Origin of the sequence: Saccharopolyspora sp. NPDC002686 (assembly GCF_040295745.1) — a bacterium.
In the GTDB taxonomy this organism is placed as follows: Bacteria; Actinomycetota; Actinomycetes; order Mycobacteriales; family Pseudonocardiaceae; genus Saccharopolyspora; species Saccharopolyspora oryzae.
The window spans coordinates 1-15,672 of sequence record NZ_JBEOVY010000177.1 but is presented as its reverse complement, the minus strand read 5'-3'; the positions used below and the strand labels follow the sequence as shown (position 1 = coordinate 15,672).

Annotated in this window: 17 protein-coding genes; 9 read left to right on the top strand and 8 right to left on the bottom strand. The window is 70.0% G+C overall.

The features are described 5' to 3' along the window. Positions 1-82: 82 nt before the first annotated feature. Positions 83-1,042, bottom strand: a complete 960-nt coding sequence (locus ABTZ89_RS22435) for a R2-like ligand-binding oxidase (protein WP_270954067.1) — start codon at positions 1,040-1,042, stop codon at positions 83-85. Positions 1,043-1,146: 104 nt separating this feature from the next. Between ABTZ89_RS22435 and ABTZ89_RS22430 the strand changes: the two genes are divergently transcribed. Next, the gene (locus ABTZ89_RS22430) at positions 1,147-1,767 is read left to right on the top strand and encodes an HAD family hydrolase (RefSeq protein ID WP_351047805.1); all 621 of its coding nucleotides are present in this window, start codon (positions 1,147-1,149) and stop codon (positions 1,765-1,767) included. On the opposite strand, the gene ABTZ89_RS22425 is transcribed toward ABTZ89_RS22430, so the two are convergent. Continuing rightward, positions 1,768-1,977, bottom strand: a complete 210-nt coding sequence (locus ABTZ89_RS22425; RefSeq protein WP_270954070.1) for a hypothetical protein — start codon at positions 1,975-1,977, stop codon at positions 1,768-1,770. A 232-nt stretch (positions 1,978-2,209) separates the two neighbouring features. Between ABTZ89_RS22425 and ABTZ89_RS22420 the strand changes: the two genes are divergently transcribed. From ABTZ89_RS22420 to ABTZ89_RS22405, 4 genes are all read left to right on the top strand, one after another. Next, on the top strand, positions 2,210-2,605 hold the full coding sequence (locus ABTZ89_RS22420) for a cold-shock protein (protein ID WP_270954071.1): 396 nt from the start codon (positions 2,210-2,212) through the stop codon (positions 2,603-2,605). 120 nt (positions 2,606-2,725) lie between these two features. Then, entirely contained in the window at positions 2,726-4,153 is a 1,428-nt protein-coding gene (locus ABTZ89_RS22415; RefSeq protein ID WP_351047801.1) for a serine hydrolase domain-containing protein, read from the top strand. Positions 4,154-4,170: 17 nt separating this feature from the next. Beyond that, positions 4,171-5,163 carry a sensor histidine kinase gene (locus tag ABTZ89_RS22410; protein WP_351047798.1) on the top strand — a complete coding sequence of 331 codons (993 nt, stop codon included), beginning with the start codon at positions 4,171-4,173 and terminating at the stop codon, positions 5,161-5,163. Beyond that, positions 5,163-5,816, top strand: a complete 654-nt coding sequence (locus ABTZ89_RS22405; RefSeq protein WP_351047795.1) for a response regulator — start codon at positions 5,163-5,165, stop codon at positions 5,814-5,816. The genes ABTZ89_RS22410 and ABTZ89_RS22405 overlap by 1 nt, the downstream gene beginning before the upstream one ends. Positions 5,817-5,822: 6 nt before the next feature. Here ABTZ89_RS22405 and ABTZ89_RS22400 read toward each other — a convergent pair whose 3' ends face one another. The 4 genes from ABTZ89_RS22400 to ABTZ89_RS22385 all read right to left on the bottom strand — a co-directional run bounded on the left by ABTZ89_RS22400 (position 5,823) and on the right by ABTZ89_RS22385 (position 10,000). After that, positions 5,823-6,257, bottom strand: a complete 435-nt coding sequence (locus ABTZ89_RS22400) for a DUF2771 family protein (RefSeq protein ID WP_351047809.1) — start codon at positions 6,255-6,257, stop codon at positions 5,823-5,825. A gap of 51 nt (positions 6,258-6,308) precedes the next feature. Next, a complete protein-coding gene (locus ABTZ89_RS22395) occupies positions 6,309-8,126 on the bottom strand; it encodes an MFS transporter (protein WP_351047792.1) in 1,818 nt (605 codons plus the stop codon). Positions 8,127-8,436: 310 nt separating this feature from the next. Then, on the bottom strand, positions 8,437-9,183 hold the full coding sequence (locus ABTZ89_RS22390) for a hypothetical protein (protein ID WP_270954081.1): 747 nt from the start codon (positions 9,181-9,183) through the stop codon (positions 8,437-8,439). Positions 9,184-9,202: 19 nt separating this feature from the next. Beyond that, the gene (locus tag ABTZ89_RS22385) at positions 9,203-10,000 is read right to left on the bottom strand and encodes a glutaminyl-peptide cyclotransferase (RefSeq protein WP_351047788.1); all 798 of its coding nucleotides are present in this window, start codon (positions 9,998-10,000) and stop codon (positions 9,203-9,205) included. On the opposite strand from ABTZ89_RS22385, the gene ABTZ89_RS22380 reads away from it, so the two are divergent. After that, positions 9,887-10,969 (top strand): DUF3027 domain-containing protein, encoded by a 1,083-nt coding sequence (locus ABTZ89_RS22380; protein ID WP_351047785.1) that lies wholly within the window; start codon positions 9,887-9,889, stop codon positions 10,967-10,969. The genes ABTZ89_RS22385 and ABTZ89_RS22380 overlap by 114 nt on opposite strands. Further along, the gene (locus ABTZ89_RS22375; RefSeq protein ID WP_351047782.1) at positions 10,966-13,944 is read left to right on the top strand and encodes a sacsin N-terminal ATP-binding-like domain-containing protein; all 2,979 of its coding nucleotides are present in this window, start codon (positions 10,966-10,968) and stop codon (positions 13,942-13,944) included. Before ABTZ89_RS22380 ends, ABTZ89_RS22375 begins: the two co-directional genes overlap by 4 nt. Here the strand turns inward: ABTZ89_RS22375 and ABTZ89_RS22370 are convergent, their stop codons facing one another. Next, a complete protein-coding gene (locus ABTZ89_RS22370; RefSeq protein WP_351047780.1) occupies positions 13,945-14,178 on the bottom strand; it encodes a DUF397 domain-containing protein in 234 nt (77 codons plus the stop codon). Between the two features lie 4 nt (positions 14,179-14,182). Beyond that, positions 14,183-15,019: a helix-turn-helix domain-containing protein gene (locus tag ABTZ89_RS22365; protein ID WP_351047777.1), complete on the bottom strand. Its 837-nt coding sequence runs from the start codon at positions 15,017-15,019 to the stop codon at positions 14,183-14,185. Between the two features lie 106 nt (positions 15,020-15,125). Between ABTZ89_RS22365 and ABTZ89_RS22360 the strand changes: the two genes are divergently transcribed. After that, positions 15,126-15,338 carry an HC3 family zinc finger protein gene (locus ABTZ89_RS22360; protein WP_351047774.1) on the top strand — a complete coding sequence of 71 codons (213 nt, stop codon included), beginning with the start codon at positions 15,126-15,128 and terminating at the stop codon, positions 15,336-15,338. Between the two features lie 37 nt (positions 15,339-15,375). Continuing rightward, positions 15,376-15,636: a hypothetical protein gene (locus ABTZ89_RS22355; RefSeq protein WP_351047771.1), complete on the top strand. Its 261-nt coding sequence runs from the start codon at positions 15,376-15,378 to the stop codon at positions 15,634-15,636. The last annotated feature ends 36 nt before the right edge of the window (positions 15,637-15,672 follow it).

Here is a 15,672-nt window from a genome sequence, read left to right as displayed (position 1 = left end):
GGAGAACTTCCGCAAATTCAATGGAAATCGGAGGTCCGATTTCCATTGAATTTGCGGAGGGATGGGACGGCGGAGCCCCGGGTCAGCGGAGTTTGGCGAGTTCGGCGGCGTCTTCTTCGCCGAACTGGTCTTCCAGCTTCTCCGGGGAGGCGTCGACGTCGATCTGGGCCAGGGGCATGCCGCGGGCGCTGGAGATCGCGCCGAGCCGGCGGGTCGCCCGGTCCGTGGCGTAGGCGGTGAGCTCGTCCTTGTCCAGGTTGAAGGGCAGTTCCTCCGGCATGTCGTCCGGACGCCACTGGATCTGCTCGACCACGTGCGGCAGCAGCCGGGACATCTGGTCCTCGACCACCGCCCAGTTGTTCTCGTCGGCGGCGACGTGGCGGCGGCAGGTGAAGGTGCCCCACGCCATGTGCCTGCGCTCGTCGTCGCCGATGTGCTTGATGACCTGCTGCATGCCGGGCAGGATGCCGCGGCTGACGCAGATCTTGTGCCAGGAGTAGTAGCCGGTCAGCGCGAGGGTGCCTTCGACGACGTGGTTGTAGGTGACCGACGCGCGGACCTGGTTCTCCGGGCTGGGGTCGGCGTGCAGCGCGTGCAGCGATTCGGGCAGCGCCTTGTAGAAGATCTCCCGGTAGCCGGGGTTCTCCTCGACGACCCAGTGCAGGTCCTCGGTGAGCCCGATGGCGTCCATCCACAGCCGGAAGACCTGGGTGTGCTTGGCCTCCTCGAAGACGAACTGGGTCAGGTACATCTCGTCGCCGAAGCGGCCTTCGGCGGACATCGCGGCCATGAACGGCTGGAGGTCTTCGGTGACGGCTTCCTCGCCGGCGATGAACTGCGCGCACAGGCCGGCCACGCTGCGCTGTTCGTCTTCGGTGAGCCGCTGCCAGTCCTCGGCGTCCTGGCTGAAGTCGATGTCGGTGGGGTTCCAGAACTTGGCGTTGCCCTTGCTGAACAGGCGCAGCGGCAGGGAGTCCCAGTTCAGGCCGCGGAGGGAGTGGAAGCCTTCGCGGTGGGCGGGGTGCGTGGTCGTGCTCGTCATTGAACGACTCCAGCTCGCCGAATGTGAGAAGGATTACGAATAGAGTTTCGGTACTGGATAGTTCCGCGTCAAGTGCGCAGCCGTCGCTCCGTAGGGTGGTTCGCGTGGCAGCACAGCGCACCGGCCCGACCGTCGGCTTCGACCTGGACATGACCCTGATCGACCCGCGGCCCGGCATGGTCCGCGCGATCGAGGAGCTCAACCGCGAGTTCGGCCTGACCCTCGACGGCGACCACTTCGCCGCGAACCTCGGCCCGCCGCTCCTCGACTCGATGCGCGCCTACGGCTTCGACGACGACATGGCCCAGCAGCTGGTCCAGCACTTCCGCTCGGTGTACCCGACCGCGGTGATCGAGGAGACGACGGCGCTGCCGGGAGCGACCGAAGCGCTCGCGGCGGTCCGCGAACTGGGCGGCCGGACGCTGGTGATCACCGGCAAGTACCAGCCGAACGCGGCGCTGCACCTCAAGGCGTTCGGCTGGGAGGTGGACCTGCTGGTCGGGGACGTCTTCGCCGCCGCCAAGGGCGAGGTGCTGCGCGAGGAGGGTGCGACCAGCTACGTCGGCGACCACCTCGGCGACATCGTCGGCGCGCGGACCGCAGGCGCGACCGCCGTCTCGGTGGCCACCGGGCCCTACAGCGCCCATCAGCTCGCCGAGGCCGGGGCGGACGTCGTGCTGCGCGACCTCACCGAGTTCCCGGCGTGGCTGGAGCAGCAGCTCTGATCAGCGCTTGCGGTTGCGCAGGACGGTCGCGATCACGCCGACGATGAACCCGGCCGGGCACAGCAGGGTCGCCAGGTTCAGCCACACGGGAAGGTTCCCGTAGCCGAGGGCGAACAGCGCGAAGATCGCGATGATGGCCAGCAGACCCAGGGCGAACATGGTGATCGAGACCGGGAGGATTGCGGACCTGCGGGCGGAAGCTGCTGCCATGCCCAGCAGCGTATCGGGTGTCCTCGGTCAACTCCGCTGCGCAAGGCGGGGTCTTCCCATGCCGGTACGCGGTACGCTTGAATGACGCGTCCCGGCACGCGCAACTGCGAAGCGTGGTCGGGGCGCGTTCGTCGTGCCGGGGCCGTTCGGTTCCGCGCGGCGGAGGCGATGTGATGGACGACGGAGGCCCTGGAAACCGGGCCAGTGCATTCGACAGGGAACGGTGAGGACAGTGCCGACCGGCAGGGTCAAGTGGTTCGACGCGGACAAGGGCTTCGGCTTCCTGACCCAGGATGGTGGGGAAGACGTCTACGTGCGCGCCTCCGCGCTGCCGTCCGGCGTGGAAGCGCTCAAGACCGGCCAGCGCGTCGACTTCGACATGGCGCAGGGCCGCCGCGGTCCGCAGGCGCTGAAGGTGAAGCTGCTGGACCCGCTGCCCTCGGTCGCCGAGGCGCGCCGCCGTCCCGCCGACGAGCTGCACGGCATGGTCGAGGACATGATCAAGCTCCTGGAGCTGAAGGTCCAGCCCGACCTCCGGCGCGGACGCTACCCGGACCGCAAGACCGCCAAGCGCATCGGTGAGGTCGTGCGCGCGGTCGCCCGCGAGCTGGATCCGGGCAACAACTGACGACAGCGGGGAGCCGGGCCGCACCGAGGGTGGGCCCGGCTTTTCTATGCCTTTCGGCAGGGGTGGTCGTGGTCGGTCGGCAGATCCGCGGAGGGGTCCTGGATCCATAGCGTTCCAGGCATGAAAGCCAAGATCATCGCGCTAGCGGTGGCCATCGGGCTCGCCGCGACGCCCGCCGCGGAGGCCGCGCCTCCGCCGACCATCGACGACTACCTGTCCGGCGCGCTGGAGTCGACCGGGCTGCCGGGCTTCTCAGTCGTGGTGACCAAGGGCGACCAGGTCGTGCACGCCGCGGGCTACGGCCACGACTCCGCCGGTCGGCCGATGACCGCGGACACCCCGATGCGGATCGCTTCGCTCAGCAAGTCGTTCACCGCGATGGCGGTCATGACGCTCGTCGACGCCGGGCGGATCGCACTGGACCGTCCGGTCGCCGAGCAGCTGCCCGGGTTCTCGATGGCCGATCCGCGCGCGGAGCAGGTCACCGTCCGGCAGCTGCTGAACCAGACCTCCGGGTTCTCCGACACCACCATCGACATCAACGCGTTGGAGGACGCCGGCTCGCTGGCCGACTACACGGCCCGCCTGAGCACCGGTTCGCTGGCCGCCGACCCGGGGACGCACTGGGAGTACTGCAACGTCAACTACGACCTCGCGGGTCGGCTGGTCGAGGTCGTCAGCGGGCAGCCGTTCGGCGACTACCTCCGGCAGCACGTGTTCGGCCCGCTCGGGATGCGCACCAGCGCGACCCGCGAGGAGCAGGTGCGCCCGGCCGACGGGTACGTCTCGCTGTTCGGCGCGTGGATTCCCCGTGCCGAGATGCCGGGGTTCCACGACGACAGCGGTGGTGGCGGGGTCATCACCACCGCGGCGGACATGGGCAAGTGGCTGGTCTCGCAGAACGGCGCAGGTCAGCAGCTTGTCAGCCCGGACAGCCTCCGGCTCATGCACAGCCCGTCGGCGGTGAGCGACTACGGCATGGGCTGGGGCGTCGAGCAGCCCGAGGACGGCCCGGAGATGCTGGTGCACTCGGGGAACCTGTTCACCTACAACGCAGTTCAGGCGATCGTGCCGGAGACCGGGTACGGCTTCGCCGTCATGACCAACGGCGCTTCCCTGCACGAGAGCAGCTACGAGATCCTCACCGGGCTGGTCGCGCTGAGCGAAGGGCGGACTCCTGCCGACCCGGGCGGCGGCAGGCAGCAGACCGAGTTGCTGCTGGGGGCGATCCTGCTGGTGGCAGTCGGTTTCGGAGTGCTCGGCGCGGTGCGTTCCCGCCGGTGGGCGGCCAAGCGCGCCGGGACGCCCGCGTGGCGGATCGGTCTGCGCATGGTGCCCGCGCTGGTCCCGATCGCGGTCTTCGCCGCCTATCCGGACCTGATCTCGTTCATCAGCAACGGCCGCACGGTCACCTGGGCCCAGCTGACGTACTTCCCGCTGCCGCTGACCGTCACGTTGCTGGTCGCCGCGCTGGCCGGGGCGAGCACGGTGGCGTTCCGGTTGGCGAGGCTGCGCTCCGCCCGAGCCGCGCACCTGGGGCGGCGATGAGCCCTAGGGTCGGCTGGGTGAGGAATGCCGCGGTGCTGGTGGTCGTCGTCGGAGCGTGCGTGGCCAATTCGTTCGACCTCGACGTGGTCCCGCTGTGGCGGCAGGTGCTGTTCGTGGTGCTGGCCGTGGCGGGCTACCTCCACGGCCGGCACCTGCCGGTGCGGCACGGCTGGGTCGTGTTCGCGCTGGGTGCCGCTCCGGGTGTGGTCGACCTGGTCATCTACCCCGAACGCGCGATCGGCTCGGTGGGGCTGCTGGTGGTGTTCGTGGTGCTGCCGTGGCTGGCCGGTCGGTTCCGGCGCCAGCAGGCGGAGCTGGTCGAGTCCGGGAAGAACCGCGTGGCGCAGATGGAGCGGGAGCAGGAGTTCATCGCCGAGCGCGCCCGGCTGCGCGAGCGCGCCCGCATCGCGGCGGACATGCACGACTCGCTCGGCAACGACCTGGCGCTGATAGCCCTGCGCGCCGGATCGTTGGAGCTCGCCGCGGACATGAGCGAGGCGAACCGGCAGGCGGCAGCGGAGCTGCGCGCAACGGCGGTGCAGGCCACCGACCGCTTGCGGCAGACGATCGGGGTGCTGCGGGAGAAGACCTCGCAAACCCTTGAGCCGGTGGACGAACCGGTGGAGGCGCTGGTCGACCGTGCGCGCGGAGCCGGGATGGACGTGGTGCTGTTGCGCGGCGGTGAGTCGCTCGACGTCCCCTCCACAGTGGATCGTGCGGCGCATCGCGTGGTGCAGGAGGCGTTGACGAACGCCGCCCGGTACGCGCCCGGTGCGCACGTCGAGGTCCGCGTCGAGCGCACCGCGCGGGAGCTCGTGGTCGTGGTGCACAACACCGCCGTCGACGCGGAGCCGGTGCTCACCGGGAGCGGAAGCGGGTTGCTGGCGCTGGCCGAACGCGTCGGGCTGTTGGGCGGGACGTTCAGCGCGGAGCCGGGGGAGGGCTTCACGGTGACCGCGCGGCTGCCCTGCCCGGCAGAATCAGCGGATCCGCTGACCGAGGAGAGCTGATGATCCGCGTGCTGCTGGCCGACGACGAGGCGATGATCCGCGCCGGTGTCCGCTCGATCCTGGCCACCGATCCCGACATCGAGGTCGTCGCCGAAGCCGCGGACGGACGGCAAGCCGTCGAGCTGGCCGCCCGGCACGAGCCGGACGTCGTGCTGCTGGACATCCGGATGCCCGTGCTCGACGGGCTGGCCGCCGCCGCTGAGCTGGCGCGAGCGCAGCCCGAGGTGGCGGTCGTCGTGCTCACGACCTTCGACGAGGACGAGTTCGTGGCGCGGGCGCTCGGCGGTGGTGCTCGTGGCTTCCTGCTCAAGGCCGCCGACCCGCGAGAGCTGATCATCGGCGTGCGCGCGGTCGCCGACGGTGCGGCGTACCTGTCGCCGCGGATCGCGCACCGGGTGATCGCCGAGGTGCACGACGGCACCCTGACCAAGCGGAACGCTGCCCGGGAGCGGGTGGCGGCGCTGACCCCGCGCGAGCGCGAGGTGCTGGGACTGGTCGGCGCCGGGCTGTCGAACCAGGCCATCGCGCAGCGGCTGTTCCTGGCCGAGGGCACGGTCAAGGCGCACGTCAGGACGATCCTGCAGCGCTTGGACGCGAACAACCGCGTCCAAGCCGCGATCACCGCTTACGAAGCAGGTCTCGTCGAGGGCTGAGGCCCGTCACTGCTGTTCGACGTTGAGGACCCAGCTGCCGCCGATGCCGAAGTCGACCCCGCCGTCGGCGCCCGGGGTCAGCACCGCCGAGAACTGCTGGACCTCGACGTGCTCCAGGTGGACGCCGTCCGGCGGAAGCTCCAGCGTGTAGGCGTGGCGCTCGTTGGGGGTGAAGACGGGGCTGCGCCCGTCCAGCTCCTGGCCGTTGGCCCCGCGGTACAGGAACACGACCTGCCACGGCGTCTCGGAGACCTTGCCGGGCACCGAGATCTGCAGCGGGGAGCCGTCGGGAACCCGCAGCTTGCCGACCGCGTCCGGCGACCCCGTGCACTTCTCCCCGTTCGGGTTGCAGTACTGGGCGGGCGCGACCTCCACCGACCTCCCGTGGGAGTAGAAGGTGACCTGCGGTTCGCTCGGCGCAGCACAACCAGCAGCGAGCACAACACTCGCACCAGCCAGCAGAGTCTTCAGTCCACGATGCACAGTTCGAGCCTACGACCTGGCGGTTGCTCGTTCAGTGGCTGGTTCCGCCTTCCGCCGCAGGCGGGGGATCAGGGTGCCGCCCCGGCCCGCTGTGATGGTCTGGGCCAGCACGAGTGCGAGGATCACCGCCACGACGAGGAAGCCGATCCAGTAGACCGGTGGCAGCAGGACACCCAGGGCACCGCCGAAGACCCAGCTGAGCTGCAAGATCGTCTCCGACTTGCCGAACGCGGAGGCCCGGGACTCCTCCGGCATGTCGTGCTGGATCACCGCGTCGAGGCAGACCTTGGCCAGCGCGCTCGCCGTCGCACCGATCAGCCCGACCACCACTGCCAGCGGGAGCCCGGCCAGCGCTGCGGCGCAGACCGCGACGGCCAGCGCGCTGCCCAGGCAGGCGTTGATCACCCGGTCCGGCTTGCCGAAGTGCATCTTCGAACCCAGTGCGTTGCCGAGGAAGCTGCCTACCCCGGCCGCGCCGCCGACCGCGCCGAGCTCCACCAGCTGCATGACCGGCTCGTGCTGCGTGCCCTGCTTGATCACGAACGCGGCGAACAGCGTCAGGAACCCGGTCAGCACCCGGATGCCGCCGTTGCCCCACAGCGCGACCACGACGTGCCCGCTCAGCGGCACCTTCTTGGCCTGCGGCGCCCCACCGATCGACGCCGGTACCTCGCCCTCGGTGCTCTCCACCCAGCCCGGGATCCGCAAGCACAGCCACACGCCGCCGGCGGCCATCGCGGCCATGAACCACAGCGCGCCCTCGGAACCGAGCAGCCAGGCGAAGCCCGAGGCGATCGCGCCGAAGATGCCGCCGGCCGCCATGCCGAACGCGGTCAGCCGGGAATTGGCCTTGGTCAGGGTGATCTGCGAGGGCAGCACGCGCGGCGTCATCGCAGCCTTGAGCACGCCGAAGGACTTGGACAGCACCATGCACCCGAGCGCAGCCGGGTACAGCAGCCAGCTGTCGAAGTTCAACGCCATGACGACGGCGAGCAGCACCCGGACCGCGAACGACGCGGCCAGCGCATACCGCCGCCCCTGCTGCAACCGGTCCAGCGCCGGACCGATGACCGGCGCGATCACCGCGAACGGCGCGACCGTGATCAGCAGGTAGAGCGCGACCTTGTCCTTGCTCTCGCCGGTGGCGGCGGAGAAGAACAGCGTGTTGGCCAGCGCGACCGCCATCGCGGCGTCCACCGCGTAGTTGCCCATCACGGCGTAGGTGAACTTCGCGAGCCCGGACCGATCGGCCCCATCGGCGTGCGCGAGCGAGAAGAACATCCGCATCGCCCGCTGCGTCAGATCCCGACTCCGCCAAGCGGCAACCCGGGTGACGGTCAGCTTCGTCGGCGGAGCGGTCCCCCGAGGCTTCTCGACCTCGGGCTCCTCCTCGCGCTCGCGCGCCGGATGGTCCTCCGGCAGCGGAGGCAGCCGTCGCGACCCGCTCCGCGGCCGCTCGTAGTCCGGATCCTCCTCCCACGGGTACCGCGTCGCGCCCCTCCCGGGGCGCTCCGCGCCGCGGCTCGCGCCCTCGAACCGGTGCTCCGCCCGCTCACCGCGCTCCGCGCGCTCGCGACCGCCGCCACGCTCAGCCCGCTTCGCGTGCTCGCTACCCCCACGCTCCGCCCGCTTCGCGTGCTCACGTCCCCCACGCTCCCGCTCCGCGGAAGCTTCAGCCCGCTCCGCGTCACCGCTGGCCCGCTCCGCGGGCGAGCCCCAGCGCGCTGCGCCTCCGCCGTCGTCGTAGGAGCCGCGCTTGCCCCGATGCCCGGCGCCCCAGCCGGCGCGCGGGGAGTCCGAGCGCTGGTCATGGCGTCGCAAACCCATGCTTTTCATCCTGCCTCACCCCGCTCCCCGCTCTGCTCGAGATCCGCCGTTTTCCGGCCCCAGAGTTAAAGAGGAGCGAACCCGCCCGACAGATACACCCACAACCCGATCCAGTGATCTTCAAGCCCAAGATCTCCGTCGATCGAGTGATCTTGATCCGCCCCGAACAGCCGCGCCCAACCAGCGGGCAGCGCCCCCACCGCTCACTGCGTTCCGCCGGGTAAAAGCCCGTGAGTCTTTTGGGGCGCCATAGCAGCCCAAAGGACTCACGGAATTTGATCAGGCGGAGCGACCTGGTCGAAACCGCTGGTCAGCTGGGGGTGAGGCGCCAGTAGCCCTGGGGGTTGTAGAAGATGTCGTCCTCCGGGTACCGGTCGCAGTCCTGCTGGCGCAGGATCCAGCGCGGTGCGTCCTCGGCCAGCCGGAACCCCTCGCCGTCGCGGATCTCCGCCGGGGCGTCGATGTGCAGGTAGCCGGTCAGGCCGTCGATCAGCTCGACCCACTCGCCCCGCCGGCTCGCGTCGCTCAGGTCGTCCACCTGGAGCTCCACGTCGGGCCTGCCCAGCAGGTGCATTCCGCAGGTGAACAGGAGGTCCTCGCTGAGGATCGGTCGCTTGACCCACGCCTGCAGCTGCGCGTCCGGGGCGTCGGCTGAGGCGGCCAGCTCCAGCCAGGTGTCCCGGCCGTGCGCGAGTCCGCTGCTCTCGCACTTGATCGCCGTCGCTCCGCAGCGCTCGAAGAGCTCCGCGACCAGCGCCAGCATCCGCTCCGCGATGTATTCCGAGTCCCCTGGTCCGCCCTGGGCCAGCACGTACGCGACGGAGTCGTGCTCGTGGACGGCGTCCCAGTCGGCGTCGGTGAAGGTCAGTTCCGCCATGCAGGCCTCGAAGGCGTCCGGCATGCGGGGGTCGTGCTCCAGGTCGGATTCGGTGCGGTCCAGGGAGAACAGCGGTCCGCCGATCGCGCGGACGGCCATCTCGACGTTGTCCAGGTCCATCCCGGAGCCGAGCACGCAGAGCACGTGAAGTGGCTGCACAGAGCCCTGTTGATCATCCATGCGCAGACGGTACCGGCGATCAGGCCGGGACGAAGCGAACTCGGAAAATCGACGGCCAGTACTTGCCGGTCAGCAGGAACTCGTCGGTGCCCGGCACGGCCGCGATGCCGTTGAGCACGTCGGTGCCCGCCCGCTCGCCCGGGCTCAGCAGGCTGGAGGCGTCCACGACCGCCGTGACCTGGCCGTTCGCCGGATCGATGCGCACGATCTCCTCGGTGTGCCAGACGTTGGCCCACACGTGCCCGTCGACGCACTCCAGCTCGTTGAGGTCCGCGACCGGCGCGCCCGCCGCCCGCACCGCCACCGAGCCGGTCGGCGCGAAGGTCACCGGGTCGCGGAAGGTCAGCCGGTCGCTGCCGTCGCTCATCACCAGGCGCGAGCCGTCGGCGCACAGGCCCCAGCCCTCGCCGGAGTACTCCACTCGGCGCAACTCGGCCAGGGTTTCCCGGTCCCGCTCCAGCGCGACCTCTTCCTGCCACGTGAGCTGCCAGATACGGTCACCTGTAACGGTGATGCCCTCACCGAAGAGGTCGGCCGGGAGCCGGACTTCGCGGCGCACCTCGCCGGTGGCGAGGTCGGTGGCGCGGACCAGCGACCCGCCCTTCAGGCCGGTGCCTTCGTAGAGGGTGCCACCGGAGATTTCCAGGCCCTGAGTGAACGAGGAGCGGTCGTGCGGGAGCACGCGGATCACCTCAGCTCGAAGGTGTGGCAGGCTTCCCGCGTGCCCAACGCCCTGATCGGTCTGCTCGCCGTCGTGCTGGCCATCGTGCTGCGCTGGTACTACCGGCGCACAGGCAGCCAGCCCGAGGCCGAGCATCGTGCCGAAGAGAACTCGTCGAGCCAGGAGCCGTCGCACCCCGAAAGCTTGACACGGGCGACCGCACCGGCGACCGCGTACGGCACAATCGAGCATGTGACGCCTATGCCTGCTCCGATGACCAGCCCAGGCGCGGATGCCCCGTTCGAGGACGGGGGGCAACTCGAGCCCGCGCCCTTGAACCCGGAGCTCGCTGCGGCGGAGGACGTTGCGCGAGCTGCGGCCGAGGACGAGGCCAAGCCGGGGGACGACCCCATCGGCTCGCCGGTGCTGACCCTGGACTCCGAGGTCGCCGACCCGGTGGGGGCGCACGTCGGCGTGGAAGCCGAAGGCCCGTACGCGGCCACCCACTACTTCGAGTCGAACTACCCGGGCTACGTCGGCTGGCGCTGGGCGGTGACCGTGGCCAGCCCCGGCGAGGGCGAGCCGGTCACCGTCAGCGAGGTCGTGCTGCTGCCCGGTCCGACCGCGCTGACCGCGCCCGAGTGGGTGCCGTGGAGCGAGCGGGTGCGGCCTGGAGACCTCGGTCCCGGCGACCTGCTGCCGACCCGCGCGGACGACCCGCGGTTGGCGCCCGGCTACCTGGCCAGCGACGACCCGGCGGTCGAGGACGTCGTGCGGGAAGTCGGCCTGGGCCGCAAGCGGGTGCTCAGCCGCGAGGGCCGGCTGGAGGCCGCGGACCGGTGGCAGGGCGGTGACTTCGGGCCGCGCTCCGACATCGCGCGTTCCGCGCCGGCAGCCTGTGGTACCTGCGGTTTCTTCCTGAAGCTGGCCGGTTCGATGGGCGGCGCGTTCGGCGTGTGCGCCAACGAGTTCGCGCCCGCCGACGGCCGGGTGGTCAGCGTCGAGTTCGGGTGCGGTGCGCACTCCGAGGTCGAGGTGGACACCTCGTCGACGGTGCCGGTGGCCGAGATCGTCTACGACGACGCCACCTTGGACTTCGAGCCTCGAAGCCCGGAGCGCGGGTGAACGAGCTGGACGTGTTCGGCGCGGCCGAGCTCCGGCAGGCCGTGCTGCAGTCCTGGGAGGCTTCGCCGACCCGTTTTCGCGAGGACGCCAACGCCGAGGAGGACCTCCGGCTCGGCGGCTACCGCGATCGCCTGCTGGTCGAGCTCGCCCAGAACGCCGCCGATGCCGCGGGCTCGAACGGCGTGCTGCGCGTCGAGCTCGGCGACGGCGAGCTGCGGGTTGCCAACACCGGTGCGCCGCTGACCGCTGAAGGCGTCGCAGGGCTGGCTTCGCTGCGCGCTTCGGCCAAGCGCGAGGGCGCGTCGGTCGGCCGGTTCGGCGTCGGGTTCGCCGCTGTGCTGGCGGTTTCCGACGAGCCGAGCGTGGTGTCCAGGACCGGTGGCGTCGCCTTCTCCACCGCGCGGACCAGGGATGCGGTCGCGCAGCTGCCCGGTCCGGCCGAGGAGCTGGCCAAGCGGTCCGGCGAGGTGCCGGTCTTGCGGTTGCCGTGGCCGGTCGCCGGTGAGCCGCCGGAGGGTTTCGACACCGAGGTGCGGCTGCCGCTGCGCTCGGACGTCGATGTGGACGCGATGCTGGCCGAGTTCATCGACCAGGCCCCCGACCTGCTGCTCGCGCTGCCCGCGCTGACCGAGATCCGCATCGGCCAGCAGACCTGGCGCCGCGAGGACCAGGACGCGGATCGGCTGGTGGTGCACGGTCCGATCGGCAGCGATCGGTGGCTGGTGCACCGGGCCTCGGGCACGTTGAGCGAAGCGGCGCTGGCCGGGCTCGGCGTGGAAGCCCGGCACGCTGCCGAATGGCGCGTGACCTGGGCTGTTCCGCTGGACGACGACGGCACGCCGATCCCGCTGGCCGAGGACGTGCTGCACGCGCCGACGCCGACCGAGGAGCGGTTGTCGCTCCCGGCGCGGCTGCTGGCGAGCGTTCCGGTGGAGCCGGACCGGCGGCGCGTGGCGGCGGCGGGTGCCGCGGAAGCGGTGCTGACCTTCGCCGCGGAGTGCTATCCCGAGCTGGTCGGCAAGGTCGAGCCGGAGCACCGGACGGCGTTGGTGCCGCTCGCCGGGTTCCCGCTGTCCGATGTGGACGACAAACTTCGGCAGGGCGTGACCGATCGGCTGCGCGTCGCCGCTTGGCTGCCCGCGGCGAGTGGAAAACCGGTCGCCCCGCTGGAATCCCGCGTCCTCGAGTACGTCTCGCCGGAGCTGGTGGAGCTGCTCGCCGACGTGGTGCCCGGCCTGCTGAGCGCAGACCTCGCCGATGCGCGTCACCGCAGGTCGCTGCACGTGCTGGAGGTCCGGCGGCTGGCCGCGGCGGAGATCGTGGAGGCCGTCACCGGCTTGCACCGCGAGCCGCAGTGGTGGTTCCGGCTCTACGACGCGTTGACGCCGATCGAAGGCGCGGACCCGGCGGCGCGCGAGGAGTTCACCGCGCTGCCCGTGCCGCTGGCCGACGGCCGCACCGTCAGCGGTGTGCGCGACGTGCTGCTCAGCCACCGCGACGCCGACCCCGACCCGGCCGCCGTGCTGTCCACACTGGACATCTCCGGCCTGCGCATCGCCCATCCCGACGCCACGCACCCGCTGCTGGAGAAGCTGGGCGCGCACCCGGCCGGACCAGCGGAACTGCTCGACGCGCCGCCGTTGGAAGAGGCCGTGCGCAGCAGCGTTTCCGACGCGCGCTCCGGCGTCGACGTTCGCCCGCTGGCCGAGGCGGTGCTGCAGCTCGTCGCCAACACCCAGCCGCGCGAGTGGATCGGCGCGCTGGCGCTGCCCGACGCGTACGGGGACTTCCGCCGCGCGGACGAACTGCTGCTGCCGGACGCGGCGCTGCTGGAGGTGCTGGACAGCGAGTTCGTCGGCGAGGACGCGCCGCTGGCCGTGCTCGACGAGGACTTCGCCGCCGAGTGGTCGACGGAGCTGCTGCGCTCGATCGGCGTGCTGGACGACTTCGCGGTCCAGGTCGAAGAGGATCCGCTGGAGCCCGACGAGGACTTCCAGGACATCCACCTGTGGTGGGCCGAGCAGGAGGCGGCGCAGCCGGAGAGCTGGCCGCCGCCGAGGTTCGTCGGCATCCGCGACCTGGACCTGGTCGCCGACGACGCGTGGCCCGCCGCGCTGCGCCTGCTGGTCCGGAACCCGGAAACCCTGCGTGCGCTGCGAGAACCGCGCAACTACTCGTCCTGGTGGATCGAGCGCTACGCCGTGCTCGGCGGTGCCGCGCCGCGGACCTGGCGACTCCCGGAAGCCGAAGACCTGTCGGGCCTGTACGACCCGGTGCCCGATGTCGGCTTGGACGCGGAGCACCTGCGCCTCGCGGGCGTGCGCGACGAGCTCGTCGTTGAGGACGCTGACGACGCCGCGGACCTGCTGGAGCGCCTAGGCGACCCGGAGCGCACTGTGCGCGCTGGGACTGCGCTGCGCGCGCACCAGGCGTTGGCGGACGCGGTGGCGTGCCGGACGATCGACCCGTCCGACCTGGACCCGCCGGAGACGGTGCGTTCGGTGTCCGGCGCGGTGGTCAGCACCGGCCGAGCGGTGGTGCTCGACGAACCGTGGATGCTGGGCGTCCTGGAAGCCCCGCTGGTGATCGCCGGCGGCAGCCCGGACTGCTTCGACGCCGAAGCCCTCGCGGAGCTCCTGGACCTCCCGCTGGCCTCGGACGAGAACACCATGCAGGTGGTCGGCGAAGGCCGAACCCAGCGCTGGCCCGACGTCGCCCGAGTCCCGGCGGCCTGCGAAATCCTCGGAATCCCGCTGCCACCAGGCGAGATCACCCTCCACGACGGCCTCCGAGTCCGCTCGTCGGCGGGAGAGCACCGGGTCCACTGGTGGGTGGAGCCGACAGGCCGAACCCACGCGGAGCGAACCCCGGACGGCCTGGCCCGAGCCCTCGCCTGGGCCTCGGGAAACTGGCGCGAACGCTTCGCCCTCGCAGCCCTCCTGGCGGACCCGGAAGCGGCAACCCTGCTGCGCTGATCAGCCCAGCTGATCAGCCTTCAGGGCGCGTAAGAAGCTGCTCCAGGTCTGAGGCTGGAACACGAGCGTCCCGCCATCACGGTCCTTGGTGTCCCGAACCCCGATGACCTCAACACCGGCGCCGACTTCGACGCACGCGGACTGACTCGCGCTATAGCTGGACTTCCGCCAACCAACTTCGACGCAGTCGCCTTCTTCGCCGCTGTAGCTGGACTTCCGCCATGTCTGAGACACGGTCTCACCCCTCTAGGTCATCAGCCCACGCTGTGATCAGCTTCGCTGAATCAGCTGGGCTCATCGCTACCCGTTGGAGTGTATCCAGCACATTTGCGTAATCAGCTACGTCCGGAGGCTCGTCGAGGAAGGCGCCCAAGCGTCGTTGCTCCAGGTGGACGATCGACCTCGATTTGGGGAAGTCGAGCAGCACGAAAGAGCCTTCGAGGCCGGGGTGCGTCGCGGCATCATCCGGGATGACCTGGACCGTCACGTTTCGACGCCTGGCCATCTTCACCACATGCCGAAGTTGTTCGGCCATGACCTGCGGGCCTCCGACCACGCGGCGAAACACCCCGGCGTCGACGAAGGTGTGGAACCCGACCGCGTTGGACTTGGCGAGAATTTCCTGCCGCCCGAGTCGAATAGCGACACGTGCCTCAACATCAGCGGGTTCGACGCCGCTCCCGAGCATCACCGCACGGGCGTAGTCGCTCGTCTGCAGAAGGCCATTGATGACGATCATGTCCAGGCAGCGGATCTGATTCGCGTCGCGCTCGAACTCGAGCAAGCCGGTCAGTTGCTTCGGCAGGCCTGGAACGCCGGTTTCCCACCAGCCGGGCTGATCCTGTTCGCGGGCTAGCTTCAGCAGGCGCTCGCGGTTCTCGCCAGTGACGCCGAGTATGGCGAGGATCGCGGACACGTCGGCTTCGGTGACCGCCTTCGTCCCGTTCTCGATCCTGCTCATCGTCGCCTTGGACAAGCCGAGCCGTTTCGCGACGTCTTCTTGCTTGTAGCCGCTGTCGTTGCGGAGCTGTCGCAGTTCGGCTCCCAGGCCGCGTGCGCGAGCACTGCCATTCATGTTGAGCAGCCTAGATCCTCCGCTCGTGCTGCTGGTTCACCCGAAGCGGGAATCGATCAGTTTCTGAAACTGCCGATAGATTCAGAGAACGTCAAGGGAGGTTCTGATGCCTGGTTACTTGACCTACGTCTGGCGTCCGGTCACCGGAGGCCGACACGCTTTCCCAATAGCAGCAACGAAATCCCCGCATGGGCAGAAGGTCGAGGCGTACTGCGGAGCAGAAGCCGAAGCCGCCGAACTGCATGACCGGTCCGAAGTGGACTGGATACGTGAAAAGTCCTGCATGACTTGCTGGCGAATCCTCGCCGATCGACCTTGAATTTTTTGCAGGAAAACCTGAAAGGAAATTAATCCTCATGTTCTGGATCCAGCTCAGCACCTTCATCCTCTTCAACCTCCTGATCCTCGCCCTGCTGATCACCCAAGTCCCGATCCCGACCCTGAGCGTCGCGACAGGTCAGCACGCAGGAACAGGCGACGGCGAGTACACGGTCTGGCACCTCATAGCCGACGTCGAAGCCGAAAACCACGCCATATCCCCAGAACCACCCCAACCAAAGTTCCCGGACGTCGACCCCGACGACCACCCAACCGGTCGCCACCGCCTGCGCCTGTAAAGGTCGAGATTTCGTTAAAAATTTATAAAACTGTTA